Raw genomic sequence first — 17230 nt, forward strand, 5'->3', positions numbered from 1 at the left:
ACCCCTCGTGCCGTGAGGCAAGCGAGGGGAGCGCGCCGGTGTGGGGTCGCAGGGCCGTCATGGGGCCGTGCTCAGCCGACGCGCTTTCCAAGTACGAGAATTCGGGTGCGCATGGCATTGACCCTCCCTCCGGCGCACCGTCAGTGTCAAGTGGGTGGGACGCGAGTCTCATTATGTGGGCGGAGTGGGTGGGGCGGGCGCATCCCCGGCAGGGCGCCGGGAAGGGCGGCCGGCAGGACGTGCGGGACGCCGCCGGTGCGGCCCTCGGGCGGGGTCCGGGGAGCGGGCGCCGGACGGACGGGGGGCGCGGACGCCGTGCGTGCGGGCCCGGACGGTGCGCGGGCGCCGGTCGCCCGGGCGTCCGGTGGTGCGGTACGGGGGCGGGGCGGGGCGCCGGGCGCGGGCGCCGGACCGGGTGCCGGACCGGGTGCCGCCCCCGCGGGGGCCGGGGCGCCGGGTAAGGGGTCGGGCCGGGCGCCGGGGGTGCCGTCGCCCGGGAGCCCGGGGCGGGGGTCCGGGAGCGGCTCCCCGCCGCCGGAGGGGCCGCCGGGCGCCGCGGGCGGGGCGATCCGGCCCCCGCCGCCGCCCGGTTGGGGAGGGGCGCCGGAGCCGGACGGGCCGGGTGGGGCGGGCGGGGCCGGTGGGGCGTCGGGCGGGGCGGGCGGCACGCCGGGGCGGGCGGCCGGGACGGCGCCGGGCGGGACGGCGCGGGACGCGGTACGGACGACCCCGCCGGCGAGGGCGCCCGGCAGCGCGCCCCGGAAGGCGGCCGGGAGACTGCCCGGGAACGTCGTGGAGCGGGCGCCCAGGGTGTACGCCGGGACGGCGACCCCGCCGGGCAGGGCGCCGGTGGGCACGGGGTAGGCGTCCCGTTCGAGAGCGCGGCGGAGCCGGTACTCGTCGAGCGGGCCGGAGAACGCCTTGCCCTGCCCATGGGTGCACCCCATCGCCCGTAGCGCCAGGACCTGCTCCGGGAGGTCCACGCCGTCCGCGACGGACTGCATGCCGAGGTCGCGGGCGATCCGGAGCAGACCATTGGTGATCTTGTGGAGCCGGGCCGATTCGACGACGCCCTCGACCAGGCCCCTGTCCAGTCTCAGTATGTCGACCGGCAGCCTCCGCAGCGCGTCGATCGCGGCATGCCCGCTGCCGAACCCGTCGAGCGCGATGCGCACTCCGAGCCGGCGCAGGGCGGCCAGGCGCCGCTCCAGTTCGTCGAAGGAGCCCCGTGGGCCGCTGCCGGCCAGCTCGATGATCAGGGAGCCGGAGGGCAGGTCGTACGTGGTCAGCAGCGCCTCGATGGTGCCCAGCGGCATGGACCGGTCCACGAGTCTGCGGGCCGGGAAGCGCACCGAGACGGGCACCCGGTGGCCGAGGGCGGCCCGTTCGGCGGCCTGTTCCACGGCGTCCTCCAGGAGCCGGCCGTGGGGCTCGGTGGCCCGGTCGGCGTCCTCGGCGATCCGGAGGTACTCGGCGGGGGTGAAGAGGATGCCCTGCGCGGACCTGCGGCGCGGCTGGGCGGCGACGGAGTCGATCCGTCCGGTGGCGAGGTCGACCACCGGCTGGTGGAGCAGGACGAACTCGCCGTCCCGGGCGGCTCTTTCGCGGTCGGCGCCGGACCGGTCGGCGCCGGACCGGTCGGCGCCGGACCGCGCGCCCGCGTCCCGGGCGGCGCCGTCGCGCGCCGACGGGGTGCGGGAGGTGCCGGCGCGCGCGCCGGCGCGGGCGGCGCCGCGCGGGCGGGCCGGGTCCTTGCGGGGCGCGACGTCGGCCTGCATCTGCGGGGCGTACAGCTCGACCCGGTTCTTGCCGCCGGCCTTGGCCCGGTACATGGCGAGGTCGGCGTTGCGCAGGAGGTCCCCGGCGCCGATGCCCGCCTCGGCGAAGGCGACGCCGATGGAGGCGGCGACCCGGACCTCCCGGCCCTCGATCCGGTACGGCTGCGAGAGCGTGAGCCGCAGCCGGTCGGCGATCTCCTGGACGCGGGCCTCCCGGTCGGACGGGTCGTGCCCGCCGTCGCCCAGGATCAGCGCGGCGAACTCGTCGCCGCCGAGCCGCGCCGCGGTGTCCCCGGCCCGGACCGAGTCCTGGAGCCGCCGGGCGGCCTGGATCAGCAGTTCGTCGCCGGCCTGGTGGCCCAGCCGGTCGTTGACGCCCTTGAAGCCGTCCAGGTCGATGAAGAGCACGGCGGTGCCCGCGTCGCCCGCGCGCCGCCCGCTGAGCGCCTGGCGCACCCGCTGGGTGAACAGGGCCCGGTTGGGCAGGTCGGTCAGCGGGTCGTGCTCCGCGTTGTGCTGGAGCTGCGCCTGGAGGCGGACCCGTTCGGTGACGTCCCGGCTGTTGAAGATCAGGCCGCCCTGGTGGCGGTTGACGGTGGACTCGACGTTGAGCCACTCGCCGGTGCCGGACCGGAAGCGGCACTCGATCCGGGTGGTGGGCTCCTGGGCGGGCGAGGCAGCCAGGAAGCGCCGGACCTCGTGGACGACGCCGCCGAGGTCCTCGGGGTGGATCAGGGCGGCCAGTTCGGAGCCGATCAGCTCCTCGGCCTCCCGCCCGTACACCCCCGAGGCGGCCGGGCTGACGTAGCGCAGCACCCCGTCCGGCGCGGCGATCATGATGACGTCGCTGGAGCCCTGCACGAGCGACCGGAAGTGGTTCTCCTTCTGGGCCAGTTCATGGGTGAGGGCGATGTTGTCGAGGAGCATGATCCCCTGGCGGACCACCAGGGCCAGCACCACGGTGCACCCGGTGAAGACGACGACGCGGTCCACCGTGCGGTCCTCGATGACGTTGTAGAGAATGCCGAGCGTGCAGACCGCCGCGGCGAGGTAGGGCGTGAGCGCGGCCAGCGACCCGGCGACCGGGCGGCTGGACGGGCGCGGCCCGCGCGGCGGCGCGGGGGGCTCGGGCGAGCGGTCGGCGCCCCAGGGGGCGTACGCCAGGAGCAGGGAGCCGGCGAACCAGCCGGCGTCCAGGAGCTGGCCGGAGCTGTAGTGCTCGCGCAGCAGCGGCGAGGTGAACAGCGCGTCGCACAGCACGGTCAGCGCCAGCGCGGCGATCGCGGTGTGGACCGCGGAGCGGTTCCCCTGGGAGCGCCGGAAGTGCAGGGCCAGCACCATGCTGACCAGCGCGATGTCCAGGAGGGGGTACGCCAGGGAGAGCGCGGCGCGCGCGACGCTCTCCCCCTCGAAGCGGGCGGTGTGGGCGAGGGCCAGGCTCCAGGACAGGGTGAGCAGCGAACCGCCGATCAGCCAGGAGTCCAGGCCGAGGCAGATCCAGCCCGCCCGGGTGACCGGCCGCTTGGCGAGCACGAGCAGCCCGACGATGGCGGGCGGCGCGAAGAGCAGGAAGAACAGGTCGGCGACGGAGGGGTCCGGGACCGGCCGGTCGAGGACGACCTCGTACCACCCCCACACGGCGTTGCCGCCGGCCGCCATCGCGGAGGAGAACGCGAAGAGCAGCCAGGCGGGGCGGAAGGCGCCGCCACGCGTGCGTGCGTACAGCAGGCAGGAGACGCAGGCGGCGAGCGCGGCGGCGCTGAGGCCGAAGTCGCCCATGATCAGGGCCAGCTCGGCGGAGCCCCAGCCGACGGCGGCACCCGCGGCGTAGCTCCCGCACACCACGGCGAGCAGCAGCTGGCAGAGCAGGCCGCCGGAGCCGCCCGTGCCGCGGTCGCCCGCCGGGCCGCCGGTCCTGGTCTCACCGGTGGCGGCGCCCGTGACGGGCGGGCGCTCGACGAGGACCCCCGGGGCGCTCACCGGGACACCCCCGCCGGGCGCGCGGGGCGGAGCGGCCGGGCTGGTGCCGGGAGGGCCGGCGCCCCGTGCGCCGGCCGCCGCCGCTTCGGATTCCGGGACGCGCTCGGGGGTCGCAGCCGGCTGCCCCGTCGCGTCGTTTCGCTGGCCCATCGACCGTGCATCGCGCGTCGCCCCCCTCGGATTCTGATCGGCAATCACGTCGCTCCCCTGCGCCGGTTGGTGCTCGACGCGGCCCCCAGATCGGGACGATACACCAGGATCGTCACTCAGGGACAGGGGTGCTCTACGCTCCGTGACGATCATCAGTGTTATGGGCACGGACGGCGCCGATATGGCTCCGGAGCGTGTTCAGACGCTCCTTCCCCCGGTGGTCAGGACGATGTTCCGCAGCGGTTCGCGCTCCGCGAAGCGGGTCAGCTGCCCGGCGACGAGACGCTTCGCCCGGGGCATGAACGCGGATGTGGAGCCGCCCACATGGGGACTGATCAGCACGCCCGGAGCGTGCCACAGAGGGTGTCCCTTCGGCAGCGGTTCGGGGTCGGTGACATCCAATGCGGCGGTTATCCGTCCGCTTCCCGTCGCGGCGAGGAGGGCCTCGGTGTCGACCACCGGGCCGCGCGCCACGTTCACCAGCAGGGCCCCGTCCCTCATGCTCGCCAGGAAGGACGCGTCGGCGAGGTGGCGGGTGTCGGGGGTGAGCGGCGTGGACAGGATGACGACGTCCGCCTCGGGCAGGAGCGCGGGGAGATCCGGGAGCGCGTGCACCGGCCCGCGCTCGGTGGTGCGCGCGGAGCGCGCGACGCGCGCCACCCGCGCGCACTCAAAGGGCGCGAGCCGGTCCTCGATCGCCGCGCCGATCGATCCGTACCCCACGATCAGGACGGACTTGTCCGCGAGGGCCGGGTAGAAGCCGTCGCGCCACTCCTCGCGGTCCTGGCCGCGTACGAAGCCCGGGATGCCGCGCAGCGAGGCGAGGACCAGCGCGAGGGTCAGCTCCGCCGTACTGGCCTCGTGGACGCCCTTGGCGTTGCACAGCGCCACACCGGGCGGCAGGGAGTCCAGCCCCGGCGTCACGTGGTCGATGCCCGCCGACAGCGTCTGGACGACGCGGACGGAGGTCATCGCGGCCATCGGGCGCACCGCGATCTCCGACCCCTTCATGTAGGGGACGACATAGAAGGCGCAGTCGGCGGGGTCGGCGGGGAAGTCCGGGCCGCCGTCCCAGAACCGGTAGGCCAGGCCGGACTCGCCGGGGTCGGGCAGCCCGTCGATCTCGTCGGCGGGAAGGGGGAGCCACACGTCTCTCGTCATGGTCAGGAGGTTAGTTTGGGGAGCGGCACGAGGAGGGGTACGGGGAGTTGGAGCGCAGGACAATCGGGGCGACGGCGCTCGAAGTGGGGGCGATCGGCCTCGGCTGCATGCCGATGAGCTGGGCCTACAGCGCCTCGCGACAGCGCGGTGACCGCTCCGTGCGCGCCGTGCACGCCGCCCTCGACGCCGGGGTGAGCCTGCTGGACACCGCCGACATGTACGGGCCGTTCACCAATGAGCTGCTGCTGGGCCGGGTGATCAAGGAGCGCCGGGCGGAGGCGTTCGTCTCCACCAAGTGCGGGCTGCTCGTCGGGGAGCAGCACATCGTGGCCAATGGCCGGCCGGGGTATGTGCGGCGCGCCTGCGACGCCTCGCTGCGGCGGCTCCAGACCGATGTCATCGACCTGTACCAGCTGCACCGCGTCGACCCCGAGGTGCCGGTCGAGGAGACCTGGGGCGCGATGGCGGAGCTGGTGACCGCGGGGAAGGTGCGGGCGCTGGGGATGTGCGCGATGGCGGTCCGCGCGCCCCGCCGGGCCGGGACGGGCGGGCCGGCCGCCGATCTGTACGAGGGAACGATTCGGCTGCTGGAGCGGGTGCAGCAGGTGTTCCCGGTGAGCGCGGTGCAGGCGGAGCTGTCGGTGTGGTCGCGGGAGGCGCTGCCCCGGCTGCTGCCCTGGTGCGTCTCGCGGGGCGTCGGCCTGCTGGCGGCGATGCCACTGGGCAACGGCTTCCTGACCGGGACGCTCACGCCGGGCGGCGGATTCGAGCCCGAGGACCTGCGGGCCCGGCACCCCCGGTTCACGGCCGAGATGATGGCCGCGAACCAGCCGATCGTGGTCGGCCTGCGGCGGGTGGCGGAGCGGCACGGCGGCGAGGCCGCGGGGGTCACCCCGGCACAGGTCGCGCTGGCGTGGGTACTGGGACGGGGCCGGCACGTCGTACCGGTGCCGGGGACCAAGAACGAGCGCTGGGCGGTGGAGAACGCGCGGGCCGCGCGGCTGTCGCTGACCGACGAGGACCTGGCGGAGATCGCGTCCCTGCCGCCGGCCCGGGGCTCCTGGGACTGATGAGCCGCGCCCGCTCGCGGTGCGGGCCCGCGGTGCGGGCCCGCCGGGGCCCGGGCTCACGGGCTGAGCGGCGCGGGCGGCGCAACAGGTGTATCAAGGGTGCACATGCGGCTCACACCGCCGGTGAAGGGATCGGAACTGTGCAACGTCCAGCTGTGACGGCCGCGTTGGCCGCGGCCTCCCTGTTTCTCGTGGCGGGGTGCTCCTCGGACGGGGGCGCCCACCCCGCGGCCGGCCGGAGCGCCACCGCGCCCGCCACCGCCTCCGCACCGGCCTCCCCGTCCGGCACGCCCGGCGGGTCCCCGTCGCCCACCGCGCCGCCCGCCAAGGGCACGGTGAAGGTGGTGTCCACGCTCACCGAGGGCCTGAAGTCCCCGTGGGGGCTGGCGGTGCTGCCCGACGGCGACCTGCTGGTGTCCTCGCGCGACGAGGGGACGATCACCCGGGTCGACGGCGAGAGCGGAGCGAAGACCGCGGTCGGCGCGGTGCCCGGAGTGGCCCCGGGCGGCGAGGGCGGCCTGCTGGGGCTCGCGGTCTCCCCCGCGTACGCCTCGGACCGCCTGGTGTACGCCTACTTCACCACCGAGTCCGACAACCGCATCGCCCGCATGATCCTCGACGAGCGCAAGCCCGCCGGGCGGCAGCTCGGGGCGCCCGACACCGTGCTGCGGGGCATCCCCAAGGGCACTATCCACAACGGCGGCCGGATCGCCTTCGGCCCGGACAAGATGCTGTACGCGGGGACCGGCGAGACCGGCGACACCGGCCTGGCGCAGGACAAGGAGTCGCTGGGCGGCAAGATCCTCCGGATGACCCCGGACGGGCAGCCGGTGCACGGCAACCCGTCCGCCGACTCCGTCGTCTACTCGTACGGGCACCGCAATGTGCAGGGCCTGGCCTGGGACGCCGACAAGCGGCTGTGGGCGGCCGAGTTCGGCCAGAACACCTGGGACGAGCTGAACCTGATCGAGCCCGGCAAGAACTACGGCTGGCCCGAGGTGGAGGGCCGGGAGAGCCGTCCCGGCTTCGCCGACCCGGTGGCCCAGTGGCGGACCGCCGATGCCTCCCCGAGCGGCATCGCGATCGCGGAGGGGTCCGTCTGGATGGCGGGGCTGCGCGGCGAGCGGCTGTGGCGGATCCCGCTGGCCGGGGCGGAACCTTCGGCGGACCCCCAGCCGTTCCTGGAGGAGAAGTACGGCCGGCTGCGTACGGTCGTCGCCGCGGGCGGCGACGGGCTGTGGCTGCTGACCAGCGAGACGGACGGCCGCGGCACCCCCGGGCCGGGCGACGACCGGATCCTCCGCCTGGAGGTGACGTGAGAGGCGGCGGCACATGTTCAACGTCCTGGAGCAGCTCTTCGCGCCCGGCCGCAAGCACGGCGACGACGAGCGGCGGCGGCTGGAGCTGACCCGTGACGACGTGGCCGACGGCGACCCGGCGCGCGGTCCGATAGACCTGGCGTCCGGCACCGTGACCGTCCGTGTGCCGCCCCCTCCCCCGGACCCGGCGGACGCCTGAGCCCGGGGGCCGGTCGACGCGTGGCGCGGGCGGCCCGCCCCGGGCCCAGAACGGGCGCGGGCTCGGGTGGACCGGCGGCGGTCCGGCTCAGGCGGCGGCGTCGGGCGGGCCCGGGGCCGGTCCGATCCCGGTCCGGCTCAGGCCGGGGCGGCGGGTCCGGCTCAGGCCGCGGCGTCGGGAAGCAGCCGGAGCCGGTGGGCGAGGGCGGCGGCCTCGCCCCGGCCCGAGACACCGAGCTTGGCCAGGATGTTGGAGACATGGACGCTCGCCGTCTTGGGCGAGATGAACAGCTCCTCCGCTATCTGGCGGTTGCTGCGCCCGTCCGCGACCAGGCGCAGCACGTCCTGCTCCCGGGGCGTGAGGCCGAAGCCCTCGTCCGCCGGGGCCGCGGGCGCGGCGGCCGGTGCCGTCAGCGACAGCCGGGCCCGCGCGGCGAGCAGCTCCAGGTCCTCGCGCAGCGGCCGTGCCCCCAGGTGTTCGGCGACCAGGTGGGCCTCGCGGACCAGCGCGGCGGCCCGGTCCCGCCGGCCGCCCCGGGCCAGCATCGCGTCCGCCCAGCGGTGCCGGGCGCACGCCAGCTCGTAGGGGCGCTCCAGCGGGCCGAGGGCCACCACGACCTCCGCCCACCGGTCGGGGTCGTCCCGCCCCTCGGCGCGGGCCAGTTCGGCGGCGACGAACAGCGAGTGCGCCTGCCACACCGGCACGGCGGTGGCCAGCCGCCTGGTGTGCGAGCGGATCAGCTCCAGCGCCTCCGCCCGGCCCTCCGCCGCGGCGGGCAGCCCCCGCGCCTCCGCCTCGGCGGTGGCGGCGGTGAGCAGCAGCGGCCAGGCGTACCGCTGGCTGCCGACGGGGAAGCCGTCGCGCACCGCTTCGGCCAGCCCGGTCCGTACGTCGGCGAGCCTGCCCTGCCCGGCGGCGATGCCCAGCCGGACCCGGGCCTGCGGCAGCAGGTACTGCATCATCGGGTCATGGGTGCCGTAGGTGTCGCGGGCCCGCGCCAAGTGGTCGGCGGCGGTGGACAGTTCACCGCGCAGCCAGGCCAGCTGGGCGCGCTTGAGGTGCGCGCCGGCGCGCGGCTTGGTGCTGTAGGCGATGCGGTGGAGCCGGTGCGCGCCCTCGCTCGCCTCGTCCCAGTGGCCCAGTGACAGCCGCGACTCGACCAGGTTGTTGAGGACCCAGCCCTCGTTGTCGCGCAGGCCGGACTCGCGGGAGTACCTCAGGCCCTCCTCGGCGACGCGGACCGCGTCCCGGGAGCGGCCGACGGACTCCAGGCAGGAGGGGATGTTGACATAGGCGCGCCCCGCCTCGTTGCGCGTGTGGGACTCACGGGCCCGGTCCAGGACGGCGTGCATCTCGCGCAGGCCGGCCTCGACGTCGCCCGCGTCCACCATCAGCCCGCCAAGGGTGAGGCGGGCGCTGAGCTCGACCGTCTCGGCCTTGACCAGGCGGGCGTACTCGACGGCCCGCTCGGCGGCGGCCAGGCTCTCCGGTCCCGGCGCGTGGAGCATGCCCCAGCCGGCGGCGACCGCGAGGACCCGGGCGTGCACGGCGGACGGCGGCAGCCCGCGCACCAGCTCCTGGGCGGTGGCCAGTTCGGCCCAGCCGTCGCCCCGCCCGAGGTTCGACATCAGCTTGGAGCGCTCGGTCCAGAACCAGGCGGCCCGCTGCGGGTCCCTGGGCGCGCCGCCGGACCCACCGGACCCGTCGGACCCGTCGGTGCCGGACTCCTCGTCCAGCAGCCGCAGCGCCCGCTTGACGATCTTCAGGGCGCGCTCCCGCTCGCCGCACAGCCGGGCGGCGACGGCCGTCTCGGCCAGCAGGTCGAGGTAGCGCAGCGGGGTGTCGGCACAGCCGCAGGCCGGGTACGCGTCGGCGTAGTCGATGGGCCGCAGCGAGTCCCGTACCGCCTCGGGCACGTCGTCCCACAGCTCCAGGGCGCGCTCCAGCAGCCGCATCTGCTCGGCGTGGGCATGGCGCTTGCGGGCCTCGACGGCGGCCCGCAGGACGACGGGCAGCGCCTTGGCGGCGTCGTGCGCGTGGTACCAGTAGCTGGCGAGGCGGGTGGAGCGCTCGTCCGCCCGTACGAGACCGGGGCCGGCCTCCAGGGCTTCGGCGTACCGCCTGTTGAGGCGGGAGCGCTCGCCGGGCAGCAGGTCGTCGCTGACGGCCTCGCGCACCAGGGAGTGGCGGAAGCGGTACCCCTCGCCGTCCGGCGCGGCGAGCAGGATGTTGGCGTTGACGGCGGCGCGCAGCGCCTCGATCAGCTCGTCCTCGGGGAGCCGGGCGACGGCGGCCAGCAGCTCGTACTCCACGGTGGAGCCGCCCTCGGCGACCGTCCGGACGACCCGCTGGGCGTCCTCCGGGAGCGCCTCGACGCGCACCAGCAGCAGATCGCGGAGGGAGTCGCTCAGCCCGGCGGTCTCCTCCCGGCAGACGACCAGCTCCTCGACGAAGAAGGCGTTGCCGTCGGAGCGCTGGAAGACGTCGTCGACGAGGTCGGCCGCGGGCTCGGCGGCCAGGATGCCGGTGAGCTGGCGGTGGACCTCGGTGCGGGTGAACCGGGGCAGCTCGATGCGGAGCACGGTGCGCAGCCGGTCCAGCTCGGCGAGGAGGGGCCGCAGCGGGTGGCGGCGGTGGATGTCGTCCGCGCGGTAGGTGGCGACGACCACGAGCCGGCCGCGGTGCAGGGTGCGGAAGAGGTACGCCAGCAGGTGGCGGGTGGAGGCGTCGGCCCAGTGGAGGTCCTCCAGGGCGAGGACGACCGTGCGGTCGTCGGCCATCCGCTCCAGGAGGCGCACGGTCAGCTCGAAGAGCCGGGCGGTGCTGTCCTCGTTGTACGGCTCGGGGCCGGCCGCGTCCCCCAGCTCGGGCAGCAGCCGGGCCAGCTCGCCCTCCTGGCCGCGCGCGGCGGCGGCCAGCTCGTCGGGCAGGGTGCGGCGCAGGGCGCGCAGCGCGGTGGAGAACGGCGCGAACGGCAGCCCGTCCGCGCCGATCTCCACACAGCCGCCGACGGCGACGACGGCGCCCCGGGCGGACGCCTGGCCGAGGAACTCCTCCAGCAGCCGCGTCTTGCCCACCCCCGCCTCGCCACCGATGAGCAACGCCTGCGGCTCCCCCGCGGTGGCGCGGGAGAGCGCGTCGGTGAGCGCGGTCAACTCCCCTGCTCGGCCGACGAAAACCGGACTGACGGACCTGTTCTCCACGCCGCCGAGCATCGCACAGCCCACTGACAGCGCGGCACCGGATATCGGTACGGAGGTCATGACCCGCGCCCGGCCTTCCGTCACGCGGCCGTCGTGTAGCGGGAGTGCTCGGTATGCACCTGCCCTCCGGATGCCTGGCCGCCGGACCGGCGGAACGGCGCGCGGCGGGCGGCGCGGGCCGCGCGGGCGAGGTTGAGCAGCCGCTGGGCGTCGGCCTCGCGGACGAGGTCGGCGTGGCGGGCCTGCTGGTACTCGTAGGTGAACATCGGTGCTCCCTGGTGGTGTCGTGGCGTTTTCGTGATGCCTCGACTCTCCCGTCCCAGGGGCCCGGGGCGCATCGGGAGACTGCCGCATTTGCGCGGGGGGCGGGGCCTTAGAGGCGCCGGGGGGGCGCACTGAGGCCGGCCCGGGCGGGTGCCTAGGAGCCGGTGCTGGGCAGGGGCAGGAACCAGTCGGTGAACATGCCGACGGACAGCAGCAGGCCCAGTGCGCCCAGCACCGCTCCCGCGGTGGCGACCGCGCGGACCCACTGGGGGCGCCGGGGGCGGGTGAGCACCACCACGGCGGTGATCAGGGCGACCACCGCGAAGAGGCCGTTGACCAGGGCGGTGGTGTGCCAGGCGTCGCCGTAGATCTCGGAGATCTGCTGGGCGGGCGATCCGCCCTGCGCGGTGGCGATCTGCCCGAGGAGCGTCTCGCGCTCGGCGGCGACGCGGCCGGTCCAGGTCCCGGTGAGCGAGGCGAGGCCCAGCGCCGCGGCGACGACGGCCGCCGCGGCGGTGGCGATCCCGCCGGCGGGCCCGGTGGCGGCCCCGGTCACCGCGGCGGGCCCGGTCACCGTGGCGGGTCCGGCGTGGGCGTCGGCGGCCTCCCGGTCCTGGTCCTGCTTCCGGTCCTGGTCGTGCTTCTGGTCCTGGTCCTGCTTCGGGTCCCGCTCCTGGCCGGAGTCGGCGGTGTGCTCGTCGGCGGGCTCGGGGCGGTGCTCCCCCGGGCCGGCGGCCGTGGTGGTGCCGGGCTCGTCGGTGGTGGCCGGGTCGTGGGTGCCGGCCGGGTCGGTCTTGGGGGTCGTGGGGTTCATGCGCGGCACGCTAGGTGCCGTTTCTGAGAGGCCCCTTAACGGCCGGCCTCCGCGCGGGCCGCGCGCCACTCCGGGGCCAGGACGGACCAGACCTCCATGTCGTGGCGCACGCCCCGGTAGGGGTAGCTCTCGCGGAGCACGCCCTCCTTGGTCATGCCCAGGCGCCTGGCGACGTTGACGCTCGCGGTGTTGGCGGAGGAGACCTGCCACTCGACGCGGTGCAGGCCCCGCTCCTCCACCGCCCAGTCGATGAGCACCCGGCACGCGCGCGTGACCAGGCCGCGGCCGGCGAAGGACGGCTCCAGCCAGCAGCCCGCCTCGCAGGTGCCCGCCGTGACGTCCATGACGCGCAGGAGGACCCCGCCGACGAGGGCGCCGTCGAGCCAGATGCCGAGGAGGCGCCCGGTGTCGGCGGCGGTCTTGTCGGCGTACGCCTGGAGGAAGGCCCGCGCGGAGGTCAGGTCGGTGCAGACCGTGGGGAGCGCGACGTATCGCCCGATGTACTCCCTGCCCCGGTCCATGTGGGCGAGGTACTCCTCGGCGTGCCACGGCTCCAGGGGCCTGAGTATCGCCCCGTCGTCGCCCAGGGATGTCGCGAACACGCTCGGTCGCCTCCGTCGCTCAGGGCACGAGCTGTCCGTCGTCGCTCGCGCGCTGCCACGGGATCTTCGCATGGTCGGCGGCGCGGCACTCCGGGTTCTCGATGCTGATGCGGGGCAGTACGCGGTCGAGCCAGCCCGGCAGCCACCAGTTGGCGCCGCCGAGCATGTGCATCAGCGCCGGGACCAGGAGCGTACGGAGGACGAAGGCGTCCAGGGCGACGGCCGCCGCCAGGCCGATGCCGAACATCGCGATGACCCGGTCGCCGGAGAGGACGAACGCCAGGAAGACGGCGATCATGATGACGGCCGCGGAGTTGATCACCCGGCTCGTCTCGGCGAGGCCGACGCGGACGGCCCGCCTGTTGTCGCCGGTCTCCAGCCACTCCTCGTACATCCGGCTGACCAGGAAGACCTGGTAGTCCATCGACAGTCCGAAGAGGACGGAGACCATTATCACCGGCAGGAAGGGTTCGATCGGGCCCGCCCGGCCGAGGCCGAGCAGCTCGCTGCCCATGCCCCACTGGAAGATTGCCACCACGATCCCGAAGGCCGAGGCGACGGCGGCCACGTTCATCAGGGCCGCCTTGAGGGGGATGCCCACCGACCGGAAGGCGAGCAGGAGCAGCAGGCAGCCGAGGGTGATGACGACACCCACGAAGAGCGGCAGCTTGCCGATGATGACCTGGGCGAAGTCGTCGTACCCGGCCGTGACGCCGCCGACGTGCACATCGAGGGTGGTGCCGTGCCCGGCGGCGGGCAGGACGTCCTCCCGGAGCCGTTCGACGAGGTCGCTGGTCCGCTCGGACTGGGGGGCGGAGTCCGGTACGACGGTCAGGACGGCCGTGTCGCCGCCCGCGCCGTAGGCGACCGGGCCGACGGAGTCGACGCCCTGGGTGGCCCGCAGGGTGTCGGGCAGCGTGGCGAGGGCGAGCCGGTCGTCGGCGCCGTCGATCTCGGCGACCAGGGTGAGGGGGCCGTTGACGCCCGGACCGAAGCCGTCGGCGAGCAGGTCGTACGCCTTGCGGGTGGTCGAGGCGGCCGGGTCGTTGCCCTGGTCGGAGGTGCCGAGGTGCAGCCCGAGGGCGGGCAGGGCGAGGACGGCCATCACCACGGCGGCGACGGCGCCCAGCAGCTTGGGGTGGCGCTCGACGAAGGCGGACCAGCGGGCGGCGAACCCGGTCGGCAGCTCGGGCTCGGGGCCGTGCTCCACCAGCCGGGCGCGCTCGCGGCGGGACAGCGCCCGCATCCCGATGAACGACAGCAGCGCGGGCAGCAGGGTCACGGACGCGGCGACGGTGAGGACGACGGTCAGGCTGGCCGCGACGGCGACGCCGTTGAGGAAGCCCAGCCGCAGTATCAGCATGCCCAGCAGGGCGATGCAGACCGTGGCGCCCGCGAAGACGACGGCCCGGCCGGTGGTGGCGACGGCCTCGCGGGCCGCCTCGGCGACCGGGAGGCCCCGTTTGAGCCCCTTGCGGTGGCGGGTGACGATGAACAGCGCGTAGTCGATGCCGACGCCGAGGCCGATCAGCAGCCCCAGCATGGGCGCGAAGTCGGCGACGGTCATCACATGGCCGAGCAGCCCGATGCCCGCGTAGGCGGTGCCGACGCTGACGAGGGCGGTGGCGATGGGCAGCAGGCTGGCGGCGAGGGAGCCGAAGGCGAGGAAGAGGACCACGGCGGCGACGGCGACACCGACGATCTCGGCGGTGTGGGAGGCCGGTGCCTCCGCGACGGCGACGGCGCTGCCGCCCAGCTCCACCTGGACGCGGTCGCCGGCGGCGGCGCGGGCGGTGTCGATCACGGCCTGGACGCGCTCGGGCGGGAGGTCGTCGGCGGGCCGGTCGAAGGTGACGGTGGCGTAGGCGGTACGGCCGTCCTCGCTGATCCGGCCGGGCGCGAAGTCCTGCGCGGCGGCGGGGGTGCCCTGGGAGGCGCCCTTGGACGCCGCGGCGGTGCCGTACCCGGTGCCGGAGGAGGCGGTGCCGGCGGGCACGGCGTCGGTGGCGTACGGGCCGGTGACGGAGGAGACGGCGGGGAGCCGCGCGACGTCGTCGAGCATCGCCGTCATCCGCTCCTGGACGGCGGCCGAGCGGACGCTGCCCCCGTCGGTGTGCCAGACGATGGTGTCGCCGTCACCGCCCTTGCCGCGGAAGCCCGCGTCGAGGAGCTGGGTGGCGCGGCCCGACTCGGTGCCCGGGACGTTGTAGTCGTTGGAGTACGCGGAACCGGCGACCACGGAGGCACCGGCGACGCCGGCCAGGGTGAACAGCCACAGCAGAACGGCGGCGAGGCGGTGCGTGACGCACCAGCGTGCGATGGCTGCCAACGGGTGTGCTCCCTGAGTGGTTCGTGGTCTCTACGGGGATTGCCCGCTCACAACACCTGACCTACGTACCGCCACTCTCGCAGCCTAAAGAGATCAATTGTCCGTTTCGTGGTGATGGTCACAGGTGTGCCGTCACCCCGCGCCGAAGCCCCGGCCAAGGGTGCGGGGCCCGGCCGGGGCTGTGGCGCGTGCGGCGAACGGGACCGCCGGGGCGTGCTGGGCGGTCAGCCCGAGACGCTCGGCCGCCCGTTCTCGATGTGGCCCATCAGCCGGCGCCGGAAGCCGTCCGGGCCGGTGATCTCGACGTCGTACCAGCCGTGCGCGTCAGCGGCGGAGTGCACGACCGTACGGCTGCGGCCCGCCCGCACGGTGACCGTCCGCGTCCAGTCGGCGAGGTCGGCCTCGTCGACGTAGCCGAGGGGGCGGACGGTGAAGGTGACCGGCCGGGAACCGGTGGCCGCCAGCGTCAGGTGCAGGTCCCGCTCGTGGGCGTCGACGCGCGAGGTGACCTCCGCGCCGCCCGCCGCGGGGCCGGCGAACTCGCGGCGGAACCCGTTCGGGCCGGTGATCGTGAAGCGGTAGGCGTCCCGGGTAAGGGGCACCCTCCATTGCGCCGTGCCCCTTACATCCCGGTGCTGCGGTGCGGCGAACTCACCGGCGTACGGGTAGAGCGCGAAGGGCGCGTTCGCCCGCCCGGTGTTGCTGACGGTCACGATCAGGGCGCCGCCGCGGAGCCGCCCGTGGGCGTCCGGCTGGTACGGCAGGGGCCGCGCGGGCCGGGTGCCGGGCTCCTGGACCGGCATCCGCTGCACCTGCGGGGGCTGGGGGCGCCACCGGCCGGTGAAGGGCGGGATGGCGCCGGGCCGCTCCACCGGCGGCTGCGGGCGGCCGCGCCGGAAGTCGAACGCGGACGTCAGGTCGCCGGTGACCCGCCGCCGCCACGGCGTGATGTTGGGCTCCTCCACGCCGGTCCAGGTCTCCAGGAACCGGACCACCGAGGTGTGGTCGAAGACCTCGGAGCAGACGTAGCCGCCGACCGTCCACGGCGAGACGACGAGCAGCGGCACCCGGACGCCCAGACCGGTGGGCAGCCCCTGCCACCGCTCGTCCGGGTCGTCGGCCGGCGGGACGGGCGGCGGGACGTGGTCGAAGAAGCCGTCGTTCTCGTCGTAGTTGATCAGCAGAACGGTGTGGCGCCAGACGTCCGGGTGGGAGCCGAGGGCGTCCAGCACCTTGTACACCAGGGAGGCGGACGCGATCGGGGACGACGACCCCGGGTGCTCGGAGTCGATCGCCGAGGGCACCAGGTAGGAGACCTCGGGGAGCCTGCCCGCCGCCACGTCGGCGCGGAAGGCGTCGGCGAGGGTGCCGGTCTCCACCCGCCGCAGCCCCCGCTCGAACAGCGACCGCTCGCGGCGGGTGAGGGTGGCCACCCCCTTCTCCAGCGCGGCGAGCATCTCCGCCCGCTCCGCCGCGTCCTCGGTGCCGCGCACGGCGGCGTAGAAGGACTCCATGTAGGTGTGGCCGCCGGTCGCGGCCAGCGCCTTGCGGGCGATCTTCTTGAAGGTGGTGAAGAACTCGATGTTGTTGTCGGTGAAGTTCTCCCACTCCGTGTACGTCTTCCACGTCCGGCCCGCCTTCTCCAGGCGCTCGGCGTAGGTCGGCCACGGGTAGCCGGGGTGGGTGTCCTCCGCGTACGCGGCGTTGGTGACGGCGCGGCTGCCGTCGGCCTCGTACCCGGTCCAGCCGCTCCACAGGTGGTTGCGGTTGGGGCTGGTCGAGGTGTGGACCGACGAGTGGTACGCGTCGCAGACGGTGAACGTGTCCGCCAGCTCGTAGTGCAGCGGGATGTCCGCGCGGTCGTAGTACGCCATCGTCGCGGCCGTCTTCGCCGAGACCCAGCCGTCCATCCAGCCGTCGCGCCACGCCTTGGCGCCGCCGCCCCAGGAATGATCCAGGTCCCCGATGTACTGGAGGTCCTTCTTCTGCGTCTCGGCGGCCCCGCGCACCGGGAAGGGCAGCACGGTGCGGCCGAGCGGGCCGGGCTGCTCGAACACCGGCCTGCCGGACGGCAGCTCGACGGCGTTGCGGTCACCGAAGCCGCGTACGCCGCGCAGGGTGCCGAAGTAGTGATCGAAGGAACGGTTCTCCTGCATCAGGATCACCACGTGCTTCACCGCCCGCAGCCCTCCGGAGGGCGGCCCGGCGGCCATCGCGGCCCGCAGCGAGGGCGGCAGCAGCGAACCGGCCGCGGCGGCGCCCAGCGCGCCCCCGCCCAGCGCGAGCATCCTGCGGCGCGACACCCCCGGCGCGGCGGCGTCCTGCCGCGTACCGCCCTGACCCTGCTGCGCGTTGTCCGGT

General features: G+C 75.1%; 11 protein-coding genes. 3 read left to right on the plus strand and 8 right to left on the minus strand.

Annotated features, from left to right (window positions below):
• Positions 1-146: 146 nt before the first annotated feature.
• A complete protein-coding gene (locus ACF08D_RS11480) occupies positions 147-3758 on the minus strand; it encodes a putative bifunctional diguanylate cyclase/phosphodiesterase (RefSeq protein ID WP_392222383.1) in 3612 nt (1203 codons plus the stop codon).
• Positions 3759-4106: 348 nt separating this feature from the next.
• Positions 4107-5069: a 2-hydroxyacid dehydrogenase gene (locus tag ACF08D_RS11485; protein WP_392222384.1), complete on the minus strand. Its 963-nt coding sequence runs from the start codon at positions 5067-5069 to the stop codon at positions 4107-4109.
• A 47-nt stretch (positions 5070-5116) separates the two neighbouring features.
• Here ACF08D_RS11485 and ACF08D_RS11490 point away from each other — a divergent pair, with 47 nt between their 5' ends.
• The 3 genes from ACF08D_RS11490 to ACF08D_RS11500 all read left to right on the plus strand — a co-directional run bounded on the left by ACF08D_RS11490 (position 5117) and on the right by ACF08D_RS11500 (position 7657).
• Entirely contained in the window at positions 5117-6139 is a 1023-nt protein-coding gene (locus ACF08D_RS11490) for an aldo/keto reductase (RefSeq protein ID WP_392222385.1), read from the plus strand.
• Between the two features lie 155 nt (positions 6140-6294).
• A complete protein-coding gene (locus ACF08D_RS11495) occupies positions 6295-7458 on the plus strand; it encodes a PQQ-dependent sugar dehydrogenase (protein ID WP_392222386.1) in 1164 nt (387 codons plus the stop codon).
• A 13-nt stretch (positions 7459-7471) separates the two neighbouring features.
• The gene (locus ACF08D_RS11500; RefSeq protein WP_392222387.1) at positions 7472-7657 is read left to right on the plus strand and encodes a DUF6191 domain-containing protein; all 186 of its coding nucleotides are present in this window, start codon (positions 7472-7474) and stop codon (positions 7655-7657) included.
• Between the two features lie 161 nt (positions 7658-7818).
• Here the strand turns inward: ACF08D_RS11500 and ACF08D_RS11505 are convergent, their stop codons facing one another.
• The 6 genes from ACF08D_RS11505 to ACF08D_RS11530 form a co-directional block, all read right to left on the minus strand.
• Complete coding sequence (locus ACF08D_RS11505) at positions 7819-10872, minus strand: AAA family ATPase (RefSeq protein ID WP_392223169.1); 3054 nt, start codon at positions 10870-10872, stop codon at positions 7819-7821.
• 68 nt (positions 10873-10940) lie between these two features.
• Positions 10941-11126: a hypothetical protein gene (locus tag ACF08D_RS11510; protein ID WP_392222388.1), complete on the minus strand. Its 186-nt coding sequence runs from the start codon at positions 11124-11126 to the stop codon at positions 10941-10943.
• Between the two features lie 152 nt (positions 11127-11278).
• Complete coding sequence (locus tag ACF08D_RS11515; protein WP_392222389.1) at positions 11279-11938, minus strand: hypothetical protein; 660 nt, start codon at positions 11936-11938, stop codon at positions 11279-11281.
• A 35-nt stretch (positions 11939-11973) separates the two neighbouring features.
• Complete coding sequence (locus ACF08D_RS11520) at positions 11974-12540, minus strand: GNAT family N-acetyltransferase (RefSeq protein ID WP_392222390.1); 567 nt, start codon at positions 12538-12540, stop codon at positions 11974-11976.
• Between the two features lie 19 nt (positions 12541-12559).
• Positions 12560-14869, minus strand: a complete 2310-nt coding sequence (locus ACF08D_RS11525; protein WP_392222391.1) for an MMPL family transporter — start codon at positions 14867-14869, stop codon at positions 12560-12562.
• A 224-nt stretch (positions 14870-15093) separates the two neighbouring features.
• Entirely contained in the window at positions 15094-17157 is a 2064-nt protein-coding gene (locus ACF08D_RS11530; protein WP_392223170.1) for a phosphocholine-specific phospholipase C, read from the minus strand.
• Positions 17158-17230: the final 73 nt, after the last annotated feature.

This window comes from Streptomyces sp. NPDC015131, from assembly GCF_043079975.1.
Taxonomy (GTDB): domain Bacteria; phylum Actinomycetota; class Actinomycetes; order Streptomycetales; family Streptomycetaceae; genus Streptomyces.